A 15,609-nucleotide genomic window follows, 5' to 3' on the forward strand; every position below is an offset into this window, starting at 1 on the left:
AAGATCGGCGATTATGTCACGTCGCCGCGAACCGGTCTGGCACCCCGCTTGCCACGGTGGCGACGGTGCGGAGCGGATGCCCATGAAAGCGAGCGTCGAACGGGTCAGGGATGCCCTGGCCGAGCTGATCAAGGCGGCCCTCATCTCCGACGACGCCACGAGCCTCGCCTGCCGCGAGGCCGGCCGGACCAGGCTCGCCGCCCTGGGCGCCGACCCGCCGCAGGCCGGGAGCCTGCGCATGGACGGCGCCTGGACGCTGGCGATCCAGCAGGCGGAGACGCCGGAGCTTGCGCCCGGAGAAGGCCAGGTGAACCTGACCCTGCCCCGCGCCTGCCCGTTCGGCCTCGACGAGATCCTGGACCCGGCCTTCGACGTCGATCTCGCGGTCGACCGCATCCGCAAATCGGCGTCCACCGGCTGATCGCGCCTGTTGAGGACGCGACGGCCACCGTTGCCGCGGACCGGCCGGAACCCCATCTTGCGGTGACGAGACCGAATCAGCGGTCCGGTGCCCGATCGCGGGCGCACGCCTTTTTCGAGAACCGTCCGGCACCACCTTTTGGCATCACGCATCAGCGCAGAGGCGGCCGAACCCGCCGCTCCCCCGCCCTTCCCCACCCGCGAGCAGATCCTCGCCTTCGTGGCGGAGGCGACCGAACCCGTCGGCAAGCGGGAGATCGCCAAGGCGTTCGGCATCAAGGGCGCCGCCAAGATCGACCTGAAGCGCATCCTCAAGGAGATCGAGGAGGATGGCGGCCTCGATCGCGGGCGCGGCGGCCTCGCAGCTGCCGGTCGCCTGCCGCCGGTGGTTCTGAGCGACATCCGCTCGCGCGACCGGCACGGCGACTTCCTGGCGGTTCCGGTCGAGTGGACCGGCACCGGCAAGCCGCCATCCATCGTGCTCACGCAAAGCCGCGGACCGCGCAAGGGCAACCGCCCGGACGCCGGGATCGGCGACCGCGCCCTCGTCCGGGTCGAGCGCGACGCCGAGGGCGGCTATACCGGCCGGGTCATCAAGGTCATCGGAAAGAACAAGGCCGAGATCATCGGCGTCTACCGCGCCGGGGCGCAGGGCGGCCGGATCGTGCCGGTCGAGAAGCGCTCGCAGGGCCGCGAGATCCTGATCCCGCCCGGCGAGGAGGGTCAGGCCCGGGACGGCGACCTCGTCAGCGTATCGCTGGAGCGGGAGACGCGCTTCGGCCTGCCGCGGGGCCGGGTCCGGGAACGGCTCGGCTCGCTCGGCTCCGAGAAGGCCGTGAGCCTGATCGCGATCCACCTGCACAACATCCCGCACGTATTCTCGGACGCGACCCTGGCCGAGGCCGATGCAGCGGCCCCCGCCCCGCTCAAAGGTCGCGAGGATTGGCGCGACCGCCCGCTGCTGACCATCGATCCGCCGGACGCCAAGGACCACGACGACGCCGTGATGGCGGAGCCTGATCCCGACCCGGCCAATCCGGACGGCTTCCTCGTCACGGTGGCGATCGCGGATGTCGCGGCCTATGTCCGCCCCGGCTCGAGCCTCGACCGCGAGGCGCTGGAGCGGGGCAACTCGGTCTATTTCCCCGACCGCGTCGTGCCGATGCTGCCGGAGCGGATCTCCAACGATCTCTGCTCCCTGCGCGAGGGCGAGGACCGCCCGGCCATCGCGGTCCGGATGGTGATCGCCGCGGACGGGGTGAAGCGCCGCCACACGTTCCACCGGGTGATGATGCGCTCCCGGGCCAAGCTCGCCTACGCGCAGGCGCAAGCCGCCATCGACGGGCAGGCGGATGCCGCAACGGAGCCGCTGTTGGAGACGGTGCTGCGCCCGCTCTGGGCGGCCTACGCGGCCCTGCGCGAGGCCCGGGACAGCCGCGGGCCGCTCGCGCTCGACCTGCCCGAGCGCAAGGTGCTGCTCTCGCCCGAGGGCGCGGTCGACCGGGTGATCGTGCCGGAGCGCCTCGATGCGCACCGGCTGATCGAGGAGTTCATGATCCAGGCCAACGTCGCCGCCGCCGAGACCTTGGAGGCGGCCAAGCAGACGCTGATCTACCGGGTGCACGACGAGCCGGCGCAGGAGAAGATGCAGGCGCTCGGCGAGGTCCTGGCCTCGGTCGGGATCAAGCTGCCCAAGGAGGGGGCGCTGCGCCCCGCCTTGTTCAACCGCATCCTCGGATCGGTGGCCGGCAGCGAGCACGCGACCTTCATCAACGAGGTGGTGCTGCGCTCCCAGGCCCAGGCCGTCTACGCCTCCGAGAACCTGGGCCATTTCGGGCTGAACCTGCGCCGCTACGCGCATTTCACCTCGCCGATCCGCCGCTACGCCGACCTGATCGTCCACCGAGCGCTGATCGCCGCCTGCCGGCTCGGCGCCGACGGCCTGCCCGCGGAGGTGTCGGTGGGCGAGCTCGCGCAGATCGGCGAGCAGATCTCGGCGGCCGAACGCCGCGCCATGGCGGCGGAGCGCGAGACCATCGACCGGCTGATCGCGCACCATCTCGTCGACCGGATCGGGGCGACCTTCGCGGGACAGATCGCGGGCGTCACGCGGTCGGGCCTGTTCATCAAGCTCGACGAGACCGGCGCGGACGGGTTCGTGCCGATCTCGCAGCTCGGCGCCGACTATTTCCGCCACGAGGAGGCCCGTCACGCCCTCGTGGGTGAGCGCAGCGGCGAGACTTTCCGGCTCGGCGACCGCGTCGAGGTCCGCCTGGTCGAGGCCGCGCCGGTGGCGGGGGCGCTCCGCTTCGAGCTGCTGAGCGCGGGCCAGACCCGCTCCGGGTCCAGCAAGGACGGCGCCGGCCGGAAGCCCAGCGGGCGGCCGTTCAAGGCCGCCCCCTCCGGCCGCCCGCCCGGCATCCGCAACTCCGGCACGCGCCATCGCGGCTCGCGCCGGTGACCCGGCCGGTGTAGGCTTTGGTCATGGCCACCGACGCGATTCCCGTGCGCACCCGCCTGATCCCCGCGATGGCGCGGGGCTTCATCGGCCGCTGTCCCCATTGTGGGCAGGGCCGGATCTTCGGACGCTTCCTGAAGGTGCGCCCGGAATGCGACGCCTGCGGGCTGGAACTGCACCATCACCGCGCGGACGATCTGCCGCCCTACGTGGTGATCTTCATCGTCGCCCACATCGTCGGCTACCTGATCCTGGAGACCGAGACCGCCTACGATGTCCCGTTGTGGGTCGAGATGGGCGTCTGGCCGGTCTTCACGCTCCTGTTCGCCCTCGCGTTGCTCCAGCCGGTCAAGGGTGCCGTCGTCGGGTTGCAATATGCCCTTGGCATGCACGGCTTCGCCACGTTACCGCGGGGCCGCCCCGTTTCGGGGTTGAAGGAGACACGCCTTGCCGCAGCCGGAGCCGCAGCAGGAATCCGAGATCGCGACCAGCCCTGAGCGGACGCCGTCCCCGGCGCGCCTGCGCCCGCGGGACGCCGCCACCCTGATCGTGCTGGACCGGCGCGGGAAGGGCGGCCCGAAGGTCCTGATGGGCCGCCGCAACCCGCGCCTCGCCTTCATGCCCGGGCAGTTCGTGTTCCCCGGGGGCCGTATCGAACTCGGCGACCGCCACATGCCGGTGGCCGGCGCACTGCCCGACTACGCCGAGGCCGCGCTGACCCGTCAGGTCTCCCGGCCGCCGCACCATCTCGGCCGGGCGCTGGCGCTGGCCGCCATCCGGGAGACCTACGAGGAGACCGGCCTGCTGCTCGGCACGAACGAGCACGGCGCCCCCGAGACCGCCCCCGCGGGCTGGGAGGCCTTCGCCCGGCACGGGATCCTGCCGGACCTGGAGGCGCTGCACCTCGTGGCCCGGGCGATCACCCCGCCCAAGCGCGTCCGCCGGTTCGACACGCGGTTCTTCGCCGTCGATCGCCGCATGGTCGTGGCCGAGGAGGCCGGCCGGGTGAGCCCCGAGGCCGAGTTCACCGAGCTCGCCTGGGTCCGCCTGGACGCGGCGCGCAAGCTCGACCTGCCGTTCATCACCCGCGCCATCCTGGACGATCTGGAGGCGCAGATCGCGGCCGATTTCGCGCCGCACCGGATGATCCCCTTCCACTACGAGCGCTACGGGCGCCGGGAACGAGTCGCGTTGTGAATGTTTCCGACAGGCCGGACCGGATCGTCGCGGGACGCGGGATCGGACCGGACACCGTGGCGGCGATCACCGCCGCCATCGCCTGCGTCACCGTGGTCGGCATCGGCCTCAGCCTGTCGATCCCGCTCCTGTCGATCGAGCTGGAGCGGCGCGGCGCGTCGAGCACGCTGATCGGGCTCAACACCGCGGTCGCCGGCATCGCCAGCATCTGCACGGTCCCGTTCGTCCCGCGACTGGCCGCGCGGATCGGCGTCGCGCCGCTCCTGTGTCTCGCCCTGGTCGTGGGGGCGGTGAGCCTCGCCGCCTTTCCGATGGTGCCGGGCATCGCCCTGTGGTTCCCGCTGCGCTTCGTGTTCTCGGCGACGCTCGGCGCACTGTTCGTGCTGTCCGAGTACTGGATCAACGCCGCCGCCCCGCCGGAGCGCCGAGGCCTGGTGATGGGCATCTACGCCACCGTGCTGGCAGCGGGCTTCGCGGTCGGGCCGGCGCTCCTGGCCCTCGTCGGGACCGAGGGCTTGCCCCCCTACCTGACCGGTGCCGCCCTGATGCTGGCCGGCGGCCTGCCGATCGTCCTCGCCCGAGGCCTTTCGCCGACCATCGAGCACGGTTCCGGCCGCAGCCTCCTCGCCTATCTGCGCTTCGCCCCCGGGGCGCTGCTCGCCGCCCTCGCGTACGGGGCGGTGGAGACCGGGATCTTCGCGATCCTGCCGCTCTACGGCCTGCGCCTGGGCTACGACGCACAGGGCGCGGCCGGCCTCGTCAGCCTGATCGCGCTCGGCAACGTGCTGTTCCAGATCCCGTTCGGCTGGCTTGCCGACCGCGTCGACCGGGGCGCGGTGCTCCTCGGCGCGGGCCTGGCCGGGGCGGCGGGCTCGGCCCTGATCCCGCTGGCCTCCGGGTCGCCGCTGGCGCTCGGCCTGGTCCTGTTCGCCTGGGGCGGCATCGCCGGGACGCTCTACACGGTCGGCCTGACCACGCTGGGCGACCGGGTCCCGGCCTCCGACCTCGCGGGCGCCAACGCGGCCTTCGTGGTGCTGTACAATGTCGGCCTGATGCTCGGGCCGCCGCTGATCGGCGGGGGGCTCGACCTCGTGCCGCCGCACGGCTTCGCGTGGGCGCTGCTGGCACTGTTCCTGGTCTTCTCGTCGAGCCTTGCCATGATGGAGCGATCCGCCGCGCGGTCTTGACCTGCGGGGTCCGATCGGGCATTGACCGGCCCGTATTCGGCCGGGCCTTCCCGGCCATTTGCGTTTCGCTCACGCGGAATGCCGCACCCTGCAGGAGCGCCGCGCCATGGCTAAGGCCGTCACCGTCAAGATCAAGCTCGTCTCCACCGCCGACACGGGCTATTTCTACGTCACCAAGAAGAACTCCCGCACGCAGACCGAGAAGCTGACGATGCGCAAGTACGATCCGGTCGCGCGCAAGCACGTCGACTTCAAGGAAACCAAGATCAAGTAAGCTCGCGGGACCCATCCCGGTCCAGCCGCGACCTCGAGGCCGCTCCGGAGACGGGGCGGCTTTTTTCGTGCCCTGCCGGGACAGGGTGACGAACGATCCTGCCCGGCGCCGCGGACGGGGCCGGGGCGACGCCCGACCATAGTCTCGCCGCGTTCCGGGCGCTGCCTGACCCGGCGCCGGGATCCGTCTCCCTCCGCACTGGCCGGACCGGCCAAGGGAGCGCGCACGGTGTTCAGAGTTCTGCTGACGATCCTGACGGTCCTGGCGGTGCTCACGGCCCGCCTCGTCCTCAAGCTGCCGCTGATTCCCTATCGGGCCGTCCGCGGGTTGGTGCGAGGCCTGTTCGCGCCGGCCTGAACGCGCACCCTCTCACGCATCCGTCACGGCGCTGGAAAAGCCGTACAGCTCCGGATCGAGCGTCCGCGCCAGGGTCCGGGCGATGGCGACCAGGGCTGTCACCATCGGGGTCGAGGGCTCGCGGCGCGGGGCGACGAGGCCGATCGTGTGCTCCAGGTCCGGGGCGGTGATCGGGATCGCCCGCACGCCCGCCATGGGCCCGAGGGCATCGACCAGGATCTCCGGCATGATCGAGGCCCAGCGCAGGGTGCGCACGTGGGTCATCAGCACGATCATCGAGTTCGATTCCAGCGTCGCGGCCGGATCGGCGCCGGCGTCCCGGATCTGCTGATCGATGATCCGGCGGTTCTGCATGTTCGGGGTCAGCAGGCAGAGCGGCAGGCGGCCGGTCTCCGCCCAGGTGACGCTGGCGCGGCCGTCGAACGGGCCGCCGTCGGCCGTGACCAGGCGGTAGCGCTCCCGGTAGAGCGGTACCGACACGACCCGGCCGAGCGGCTCGTTGTCGAGGTAGGTCAGCCCGGCATCGGCCTCCAGGTTCTCGATCAGCGAGAAGATGTCGGCGGAGGCCGCGGATTCGACCGTGAGCCGGACGCCCGGGTGGCGCTCGCCATAGGGGGTGGTCAGGCTCACGATCATCGGCAGGGCCGTGGGGATCGCGGCGATGCGCAGGTGCCCGGTCAGGCCGCGGCGCAGGCCCGTGACCTCCTCGTGCATCGCCCGCGCGTCGGCCACGATGCGGCGTGCCCATTCGAGCACCCGCTCGCCCTCCGGGGTGAAGCCCTGGAAGCGCGAACCGCGCAGTACCAGCTGCACGCCGAAGCGGTTCTCCAGCTGCTTCACGCCGGCCGAGAGGGTCTGCTGCGTCACCCCGCAGGTCTCGGCCGCATGGCCGAAATGCTGCTCGCGGGCGAGCGCGAGCAGGAAGTCGAGCTTGTCGATCACGGAGGCATTCCGAGCGGCGCGCACCCCGCAGGTTGGGATGCCGAAACCTAGTGGCCCGCCCGTCCGGCCACAACCGGCGGCGGGCGCACGCTCAGCGGAACAGGATGAACGCCTTCGACAGGGTGATGCCGATCCCCCAGAGGATCGGGATGCCCACGACCGCCCAGGCCAGTGCCGCCGCGGCGCTGAACCCGCCCCGGCCGATGCCGAACGAGCCCGACGACCGGACGGCAGCGGCGGCGCCGCGGACGTCGAGGGCGGCGCGCTCGGAATCGGACATGAACCACCGCCCGGCGAGCGGCCGGATCAACAGGTTGCAGACGAACCCGGCGGCCAGGAACGCGGCCAGCACGTACATGGTCCGCCCATAGAGGTCCGCGCCCTGGACACCGGCGGCGGCCTGCGCCTCCCGGATCTTGGTGACCACGAACGGACCGACGATGCCGGCGGTCGACCACGCGGTGAGCAGGCGGCCGTGGATCGCGCCGACGAACTGCGTGCCGAACACGTCGGCGAGGTAAGCCGGGATCGTCGCGAAGCCGCCGCCATACATGGAGAGGATCACGCAGAAGAACGCGACGAACAGAGCCTGCGAGCCGATCCCGGCGGCCCAGGGAGCGGCGGCGTAGAGCACGCCGCCCAGGGCGAAGAAGATCGCGTAGGTGAGCTTGCGGCCGATCCGGTCCGACATCGAGGCCCAGAAGAACCGGCCCAGGATGTTGAACAGCGACAGCAATCCGACGAAGCCGGCCGCGATCGCGGCGATCTGGGCCTTCTGGCCGGCGTCGAGCGCAGCGAAGCCGGTGCCGGGCAGCCCGATCAGGGAGCCGCCGAAGATCTCCTGGAGCATCGGCGAGGCGAGCGCCAGCACGCCGATCCCGGCCGAGACGTTGAGGCAGAGCACCAGCCAGATCATCCAGAACTGAAAGGTCTTGTGCGCGTCCCGCAGGTGGACGTGGCCCGAGGCGATCATCGCGTTCTTGGCGGCAGGCGGCGTCCACCCATCCGGCTGCCAGCCGGCCGGCGGGACCCGGTAGCCGAAGGCTCCGCCCAGCATGAACACGCAATAGCCCAGCCCCATCAGGGCGAGCGTCTGCCAGACGCCGACGGAATCGGGGCTGCGGAAGGTCTTGATCAGGCCGTCGGCCAGGGGAGAGCCGATCATCGCGCCGCCGCCGAAGCCCATGATGGCCATGCCGGTGGCCATGCCGCGCCGGTCCGGAAACCACTTGATCAGGGTCGAGACCGGGGAGATGTAGCCGAGGCCCAACCCGATGCCGCCGATCAGGCCCATGCCGAGCCAGACCAGCCAGAGCTGGTGGAGGTAGACGCCCAGCGCGCCGATCAGGAAGCCGCCGCCCCAGCACAGGGCGGCCACGATACCGGCCTTGCGCGGGCCCGCCCGCTCCAGCCAGCCGCCGAACAGGGCGGCCGACAGGCCGAGCATCACGATGCCGATGGAGAAGACTGTCACCAGGTCGCTGACGCGCCAATCGCACGTGGTGGTGAACAGCGCCGTCATCACGCCCATGTCGGGGCAGGCGGCGGGGGCGGGCTGGCCGACCGAAAGGGCCCGGCTCAACGGCAGCCAGAACACCGATAGCCCGTAGGCCATGCCGATGCAGAGATGGATCGCCAGGGCCGCCGGCGGAACCAGCCAGCGGTTGAAGCCCGGTTTGGCGACGATGCGCTCACGGGACAACCATCCGTGATCGCTCCCGGGCGCGACTGCGCCCGCCAGGTCTGAACGCATAGAGGCTTCCTCCAGGCACGACTTCGTTGCGTGAGCCGTGCTGCCGAGGAAGCTTAGTCGTTGAGCTTGGCGGGTGCCAGCGCGCGGACGGGGTTCGACCCGTCATCGGTACCGGTTTAGCCTACAATTCAGGGGCGACGTATACGCGGATACCGAAATCGGCGCATCCTGCATTCATTCGGAGGGTCGGCGCGTAAACCTCCAGGCACGCCTCGGGCCGTCGCTGCCCTGCTCAGGGCGGCCGCGTTCGACCGGCGCCGCGATGGACCGATCGAACGCGACGAAGGCCGATCAGCCGGCGTCGCTGGCACCCTCGCCGAGCTTCTGCGGGTCGCGGGTGGCGGAGCGCACCGGGCTCTCGGCCTGGGGCTCGGCCCCGCGCAGGGCCTGCTGCACCAGGCTGTCGGCCCGGTCGCCCATCCCCGGCAGGGCGGCCTCGAGCTTCGAGACCATCTTGGGCGTCCAGAAGGCCGTGATGTGCTTGTGCACCCCGGCCACCGCCTCGTCCTCCGGGTAGGACCGGAAGAAGGTGGCGATCTGGTTCGCCATCCGGAGGAGCTTGTCCTCCTGGGTCTGTGCGCTCATCGAGTCACTCCGCCGCGTCGAGGCGCTGGGCGATCCGGGTCAACGAGAAATCCTCCTCGTAGAACTTCGCCTGCCAATCCGAGGGCCGGTTGGTCCGCCGGATCTGCACCGCCGTGACCTTGTACTCGGGACAGTTGGTCGCCCAATCCGAGTAGTCGGTGGTGATCACGTTGGCGCCGGTCTTGGCGTGGTGGAACGTGGTGTAGACCACGCCAGGCTGCATCCGCTCCGAGACCTTGGCCTTCAGGGCGATGTCGCCGGACCGGCTCTCCAGGGAGACCAGGTCGCCGTCGACGATGCCGCGCAGTTCCGCGTCGAACGGGTGGATTTCCAGCACGTCCTCCTCGTGCCAGCGCGAGTTCTCGGTGCGCCGGGTCTGCGCGCCGACATTGTACTGGGACAGGATCCGGCCCGTGGTCAGGATCAGCGGGAACTTCGCCCCCGTCCGCTCCTCGGTGGCCACGAACTCGGTGATCATGAACCGGCCCTTGCCGCGGACGAAGCGGTCCACGTGCATCATCGGCGTGCCGAGCGGCGCCTTCTCGTTGCAGGGCCACTGCACCGAGCCCAGCTCGTCGAGCTTGGCGTAGGACACGCCGGTGAAGCTCGGGGTCAGGCCGGCGATCTCGTCCATGATCTCGGACGGGTGGCTATACTCCATCTTGTAGCCCAGCGCGTTGGAGAGCAGCACCGTGCCCTCCCAGTCACCGAAGCCGCCCATCGGAGGCATCACCTTGCGGACGCGGGAGATGCGCCGCTCGGCGTTGGTGAAGGTGCCGTCCTTCTCGAGGAACGAGGCGCCCGGCAGAAAGACGTGGGCGTATTTCGCGGTCTCGTTCAGGAACAGGTCCTGGATGACGATGCATTCCATCGCCTTGAGGCCGGACGTGACATGGTGCGTGTCGGGATCCGACTGCGCGATGTCCTCGCCCTGGATGTAGAGGCCCTTGAAGCTGCCATCGACGGCCTCGTCGAGCATGTTGGTGATGCGCAGGCCCGGCGCACCGTCGAGCTTGGCGCCCCAGAGCGCCTCGAAGCTCTCACGGGTGGCGTCGTCCGAGACGTGGCGGTAGCCGGTGAACTCGTGCGGGAACGAGCCCATGTCGCAGGAGCCCTGGACGTTGTTCTGGCCGCGCAGCGGGTTCACGCCGGCACCGAGCTTGCCGATGTTGCCGGTGGCCATGGCGATGTTGGCCATGCCCATCACCATGGTCGAGCCCTGGCTGTGCTCGGTGACGCCGAGGCCGTAATAGATGCCGGCCGCACCGCCCGTGGCGTAGAGCCGGGCCGCCGCACGCACCTCAGCCGGGTCGAGGCCGGTGAACGATTGCTGGTTCTCGGGCGAATGCCGCTCCTCGGCGATGAACCGGGCCCAGGACTCGAACTCGGCGAGGTCGCAGCGCTCGCGGACATACGCTTCGTCGATCAGCCCCTCGGTGACGATGACGTGCGCCAGCGAATTGATGAAGGCGACGTTGGAGCCGGGCTTCAGGGGCAGGTGATAGTCGGCCTTGATGTGGGGCGACTTCACCAGGTCGATCTTGCGCGGATCGGCCACGATCAGCTTGGCGCCCTCCCGCAGGCGCTTCTTCATGCGCGAGCCGAAGACCGGATGCCCGTCGGTCGGGTTGGCACCGATCACCAGGATCACGTCGGACTGCTCGACCGACTTGAAGTCCTGGGTGCCGGCCGAGGTGCCGAGCGTCGACATCAGCCCGTAGCCGGTGGGCGAGTGGCAGACGCGGGCGCAGGTATCGACGTTGTTGTTGCCGAAGGCGGCGCGCACGAGCTTCTGGACAAGGTAGGCCTCCTCGTTGGTGCAGCGCGACGAGGTGATGCCGCCGACCGAATCCTTGCCGTATGTCGACTGGATCCGCTTGAATTCGCTGGCCGCGTGCGAGATGGCCTCGTCCCAGGAGACTTCGCGCCACGGATCCGTGATCTTCGCGCGGATCATCGGCTTGGTGATGCGGTCCTTGTGGGTGGCGTAGCCGTAGGCGAAGCGACCCTTGACGCAGCTATGGCCCTCGTTGGCCTTGCCGGCCTTGTACGGCACCATGCGGACGACGCGGGTGCCCTGCATCTCGGCCTTGAACGAGCAGCCGACGCCGCAATACGCACAGGTCGTCACCTCCGCGTGCTCGGGCTGGCCGAACTCGTGGATCGATTTTTCCTGCAACGTGGCCGTGGGACAGGCCTGCACGCAGGCGCCGCAGGAGACGCACTCCGATTCCATGAAGTTGGTCGGGCCCGCCGCCACGCGGCTGTCGAAGCCGCGGCCCGCGATGGTCAGCGCGAAGGTGCCCTGCACCTCCTCGCAGGCGCGGACGCACCGGTTGCAGACGATGCACTTCGACGGATCGTACGTGAAGTACGGGTTCGACTCGTCCTTGGGCAGGTACTTCTCGGCACTCGGCACGACGTGGTTGTCGCCCTCGTAGCCGTAGCGGACGTCGCGCAGGCCGACGACGCCGGCCATGTCCTGCAACTCGCAATCGCCGTTGGCCGCGCAGGTCAGGCAGGTCAGCGGGTGATCGGAGATGTAGAGCTCCATCACGCCCTTGCGGAGCTTGGCCAGCTTGTCGGTCTGCGTGCGCACGACCATGCCGTTCTCGGCCGGCGTGGTGCAGGAGGCCGGCGTCCCGCGCCGCCCCTCGATCTCGACGAGGCAGAGCCGGCAGGAGCCGAACGGCTCCAGGCTGTCGGTGGCGCACAGCTTCGGGATCTGTGTGCCGGCATGCATCGCCGCCGCCATCACCGAGGTGCCGGCCGGCACCGTCACGTCCATGCCGTCGATCGTCAGGGTGACGGTCTGCTCAGCCACGCGGATCGGCGTGCCGTAGTCGATCTCCTTGATCAGGCCCATCGACGTCTCCTTCACTCGGCCGCGACCGGCAGATCGCCGGCGCGCCTGAAATCTTCAGGGAAGTGGGTGATCGCGCTCATCACGGGCATCGGCGTGAGCCCGCCCATGGCGCAGAGCGACCCGTCGGTCATGACCTCACAGAGGTCCTCGATCAGCTTCAGGTTCGTCTCCGGCCGGATGCCGGCGATGACCTTGTCCATGGTCTCGACGCCACGGGTCGCGCCGATCCGGCAGGGGGTGCACTTGCCGCAGGATTCGGTGGCGCAGAACTCGAAGGCGAAGCGGGCTTGGGAGGCCATGTCGACGGTGTCGTCGAACACCACGATGCCGCCATGGCCGACGAGGCCCTTCGCGGCGGCCATCGCCTCGTAGTCGAGGGGCGTGTCGAGCAGGTGGTCGGGGAAGTAGGCCCCGAGCGGCCCGCCGACCTGTACGGCCCGGACCGGCCGGCCGGAGCGGGTGCCGCCGCCGTAATCCTCGATCACCTCGCGCAGGGTCACCCCGAAGGCGAGCTCGATCAGGCCACCGTGCTTGATGTTGCCGGCGAGCTGGATCGGCAGCGTGCCGAGCGAGCGGCCCATGCCGTAATCGGCGTAGGCCCCGGCGCCGTTCTCGAGGATCCACGGCACGGCCGTGAAGGTCATGACGTTGTTGACCAGCGTCGGCTTGCCGAGGAAGCCCTTGAGCGCCGGGATCGGAGGCTTGGCCCGCACGATGCCGCGCTTGCCCTCCAGGCTCTCCAGCAGCGAGGTCTCCTCGCCGCAGATATAGGCGCCCGCGCCCAGCCGGACCTCCAGGTGGAACGTCTTTCCCGATCCCAAGATATCGTCGCCGAGGACGCCGGCCTCGATGCCGTTGGCGATGGCTTCCTTCAGGGTGGCGAAGGCCTGCGGGTATTCGGAGCGCAAGTAGATGTAGCCGCGGGTCGCACCCGTCGCGATCGCCGCGATGGTCATGCCCTCGATGAGGTTGAAGGGGTCGCCCTCCATCATCATCCGGTCGGCGAAGGTACCGGAATCGCCCTCGTCGGCGTTGCAGACGACGTATTTCTGCTCACCCTTGGCGAGCATCACGGTGTTCCACTTGATGCCGGCCGGGAAGCCGGCGCCACCGCGGCCGCGCAAGCCGGAATCACGCACCGCCGCGACGATGCCCTCGGCGCCGAGCTTCAGCGCCGCCTCGAGGCCGCGATACCCGCCATGGGCCCGGTAATCGGCCACGGAGATCGGATCGACCACACCGCAGCGGTGGAAGGTCAGGCGCTGCTGCCGGGCGAGGAACGGGATCTTTTCCGGGTCGCCGAGGCGCAGGGCATGCTCGCCGCCGGTGGCGAGCCCGGCATCCAGCAGGGCGTCGACATCCGAGACCTTGACGGGACCGTAGGCGACCCGGCCTTCCGGCGTGGCGACCTCCACCATCGGCTCCAGCCAGAACAGGCCGCGCGAGCCGGTGCGCACGATGGTCACGTCGAGGCCGCGGCGCTCGGCGCCCGCGAACAGGGCCCGGGCGACCTTGTTGGCGCCGAGGCCCAGAGCCACGGCGTCCCGGGGGACGTAAAGGGTGACGCTCACTGGCGGGTCTCCCGCTTGGTTTCGGCCAGCGCCTCGTCGAGGCCGTCGGCAGTCAGGTGGGCCACCGGCTCGCCGTCGATCAGGGCCGCGGGACCGTTGGCGCAGAGGCCGAGGCAGTAGACCGGCTCCACCGTGGCGCTGCCGTCGGCGGTGGTCTCGTGCCAGTCACAGCCGAGGCGGCCGAGGATCTCGCGGTGGATCTTGTCCGAGCCCATGGCCTGACAGGCCTCGGCCCGACACAGCTTCACCTCGTGGCGGCCAGCCGGATGGGCGCGGAAGTCGTGGTAGAACGTGATGCAGCCATGCACCTCGGCACGCGACAGGTTCAGCGCGTCGGCGATGAGCGGCACGGCGCCGCCATCGACGTAGCCGAAGGTCGCCTGCAACGCGTGCAGGATCGGCAGCGTCGCGCCTTCGAGATGGGTATGCTCTGCAATGATCCCGGTAGCGCGTTCCGCGCTCCAGGGCTCGTGACGCGCCATGGTTTCCAGCCCAGTCTGTTCCTTTTCTAAAGCGAAGTGGAACAGAAATGCCGAACACCATCAATCGTGCAGTCCGGTCGCCTGACAAAGGATCCCTGTCAGACTGTCACCCGTCGCGGGCCGGCGGCCCATCCATACGGTAAGCCTTTCTCAACGCATCGGTTTCTACCGCCTGGAGCCCGTCGAACCAACCCGCGTGCGACGCAACATCATCTTGTGCCCTGCAAGAAATTTCATCTGCCGCGCGGTATGGGGGGTCAGAACTCCATGTCGAGCTCTTCGATCTCATCCGGCTCGTCGGCGGCGGCCTCGGCCCATTCGATCATCAACGGCCAGTGCAGGATGGCGTCCCGGTAGGCTGCGGCCCGGGGCGGCAGCGCGACGTCGTAGGTACGGAAGCGGGTGCAGACCGGCGCGTAGAGCGCATCGGCGAGGCCAGGCCGGTCACCAAAGAGGAACGGTCCGTCGTACCGGTCCAGGCAATCGTCGAAGATCGTGACGATGCGCTCGATATCGGCCTTGGCGCCGTTGAACACCCGAAAGCCCGGATGGAACGCCCGCAGGTTCATCGGCAGGGCCGAGCGCAGGTTGACGAAGCCCGAGTGCATCTCCCCGGAGATGGAGCGGCAATGGGCACGCTCGGCCACTTCGCGCGGGAGAAGGCCGGCGTCGGGAAAGGTCTCGCTCAGGTATTCGGCGATCGCGAGGATGTCCCAGACCACCACGTCGCCATGCCGCAGGCGCGGCACCAGGAAGGATGGGGACAGGTGCAGCAGTTCCGCACGGCTGGTGACGTCCGTGCCCGACAGGACTTCCGTGTCGAACGCGAGACCCGCCATCCGGCAGATCAGCCAGCCCCGCAGGGACCAGGAGGAGTAGTTGCGACTGGAGATGGTGAGCGTGGTGGCGGTCATCGTCTTCACCCCGGGCGCGTCGCCGATCATGCGATCTGCATTGCCGGATCCAAAACTCGTGCCGGAGCAGCGAATCTTGCCGACTCGATCCGGGCGAATCGCAACGCGCCGAAGACTACTCCCGACGAAGCAGCGCGGCGACCTCCGCCTGCTCGGCTGCCGACAGGGTCCGGACCGGCGCGGCCGGCCGCCGGCGGGCGAGGCGCCAAATCCCGAAAGCGCCGAGCAGAACCGCCAGGATCGGGGTCAGCCACAGCAGCAGGGTGTGCAGGGCAAAGACCGGCCGCAGCAGCACGAACTCGCCGTAGCGGTCCACGACGTAGCGCAGCACCGCCGGATCACTGTCGCCCTTCTGCAGGCGCTCGCGCACGATCACGCGCAGATCCTTGGCGAGCGGCGCGTCGGAATCGTCGATCGACTGGTTCTGGCAGACCAGGCAGCGCAGCTCGGACGAGATCTCCCGGGCGCGATGCTCCAGCACCGGATCCTTCAGCACCTCGTCGGGCTGGACCGCATGGGCCGGGACGGCGAGCGAAAGGGTCGCGAGGAGCGCGAAGGCGAGGCGGCCACGCGCCTTCCCCCTCCCCGGTGCGGCGTCCACAG

Annotated in this window: 15 protein-coding genes; 7 read left to right on the forward strand and 8 right to left on the reverse strand. The window is 69.8% G+C overall.

Features of this window, described 5'->3' with window-relative positions:
* The first annotated feature begins 82 nt into the window (after window positions 1-82).
* The 7 genes from ACYQPG_RS00490 (at window position 83) to ACYQPG_RS00520 (ending at window position 5,893) form a co-directional block, all read left to right on the forward strand.
* Window positions 83-421 (forward strand): hypothetical protein, encoded by a 339-nt coding sequence (locus tag ACYQPG_RS00490; protein ID WP_461229970.1) that lies wholly within the window; start codon window positions 83-85, stop codon window positions 419-421.
* 138 nt (window positions 422-559) lie between these two features.
* Entirely contained in the window at window positions 560-2,881 is a 2,322-nt protein-coding gene (gene rnr / locus ACYQPG_RS00495) for a ribonuclease R (protein WP_461229971.1), read from the forward strand.
* A gap of 23 nt (window positions 2,882-2,904) precedes the next feature.
* Window positions 2,905-3,375, forward strand: coding sequence for a DUF983 domain-containing protein (locus ACYQPG_RS00500; RefSeq protein WP_147908015.1), 471 nt, complete (start codon window positions 2,905-2,907; stop codon window positions 3,373-3,375).
* Window positions 3,326-4,075, forward strand: a complete 750-nt coding sequence (locus tag ACYQPG_RS00505) for an NUDIX hydrolase (protein WP_187193422.1) — start codon at window positions 3,326-3,328, stop codon at window positions 4,073-4,075. The genes ACYQPG_RS00500 and ACYQPG_RS00505 overlap by 50 nt, the downstream gene beginning before the upstream one ends.
* Window positions 4,072-5,262: an MFS transporter gene (locus ACYQPG_RS00510; RefSeq protein ID WP_419830879.1), complete on the forward strand. Its 1,191-nt coding sequence runs from the start codon at window positions 4,072-4,074 to the stop codon at window positions 5,260-5,262. Before ACYQPG_RS00505 ends, ACYQPG_RS00510 begins: the two co-directional genes overlap by 4 nt.
* Before the next feature lie 106 nt (window positions 5,263-5,368).
* Entirely contained in the window at window positions 5,369-5,536 is a 168-nt protein-coding gene (gene rpmG / locus ACYQPG_RS00515) for a 50S ribosomal protein L33 (RefSeq protein ID WP_020092568.1), read from the forward strand.
* A 228-nt stretch (window positions 5,537-5,764) separates the two neighbouring features.
* On the forward strand, window positions 5,765-5,893 hold the full coding sequence (locus ACYQPG_RS00520) for a hypothetical protein (protein ID WP_281408660.1): 129 nt from the start codon (window positions 5,765-5,767) through the stop codon (window positions 5,891-5,893).
* 12 nt (window positions 5,894-5,905) lie between these two features.
* Here ACYQPG_RS00520 and ACYQPG_RS00525 read toward each other — a convergent pair whose 3' ends face one another.
* The 8 genes from ACYQPG_RS00525 to ACYQPG_RS00560 form a co-directional block, all read right to left on the reverse strand.
* Window positions 5,906-6,835 (reverse strand): LysR family transcriptional regulator, encoded by a 930-nt coding sequence (locus ACYQPG_RS00525; protein ID WP_147908016.1) that lies wholly within the window; start codon window positions 6,833-6,835, stop codon window positions 5,906-5,908.
* Between the two features lie 91 nt (window positions 6,836-6,926).
* The gene (locus ACYQPG_RS00530) at window positions 6,927-8,588 is read right to left on the reverse strand and encodes an OFA family MFS transporter (RefSeq protein WP_147908017.1); all 1,662 of its coding nucleotides are present in this window, start codon (window positions 8,586-8,588) and stop codon (window positions 6,927-6,929) included.
* Window positions 8,589-8,879: 291 nt separating this feature from the next.
* Entirely contained in the window at window positions 8,880-9,173 is a 294-nt protein-coding gene (locus ACYQPG_RS00535; protein ID WP_419830880.1) for a formate dehydrogenase subunit delta, read from the reverse strand.
* Between the two features lie 4 nt (window positions 9,174-9,177).
* Window positions 9,178-12,039 (reverse strand): formate dehydrogenase subunit alpha, encoded by a 2,862-nt coding sequence (gene fdhF / locus ACYQPG_RS00540; RefSeq protein WP_419830881.1) that lies wholly within the window; start codon window positions 12,037-12,039, stop codon window positions 9,178-9,180.
* Window positions 12,040-12,050: 11 nt separating this feature from the next.
* On the reverse strand, window positions 12,051-13,610 hold the full coding sequence (locus ACYQPG_RS00545) for a formate dehydrogenase beta subunit (protein WP_461229972.1): 1,560 nt from the start codon (window positions 13,608-13,610) through the stop codon (window positions 12,051-12,053).
* Window positions 13,607-14,092 carry a formate dehydrogenase subunit gamma gene (locus ACYQPG_RS00550; protein ID WP_147908021.1) on the reverse strand — a complete coding sequence of 162 codons (486 nt, stop codon included), beginning with the start codon at window positions 14,090-14,092 and terminating at the stop codon, window positions 13,607-13,609. The genes ACYQPG_RS00545 and ACYQPG_RS00550 overlap by 4 nt, the downstream gene beginning before the upstream one ends.
* A 257-nt stretch (window positions 14,093-14,349) precedes the next feature.
* Entirely contained in the window at window positions 14,350-15,006 is a 657-nt protein-coding gene (locus tag ACYQPG_RS00555) for a glutathione S-transferase family protein (RefSeq protein ID WP_147908046.1), read from the reverse strand.
* A gap of 115 nt (window positions 15,007-15,121) precedes the next feature.
* Window positions 15,122-15,607, reverse strand: a complete 486-nt coding sequence (locus tag ACYQPG_RS00560; protein WP_147908022.1) for a cytochrome c-type biogenesis protein — start codon at window positions 15,605-15,607, stop codon at window positions 15,122-15,124.
* Window positions 15,608-15,609: the final 2 nt, after the last annotated feature.

Source organism: Methylobacterium sp. CM6246 (assembly GCF_054818005.1).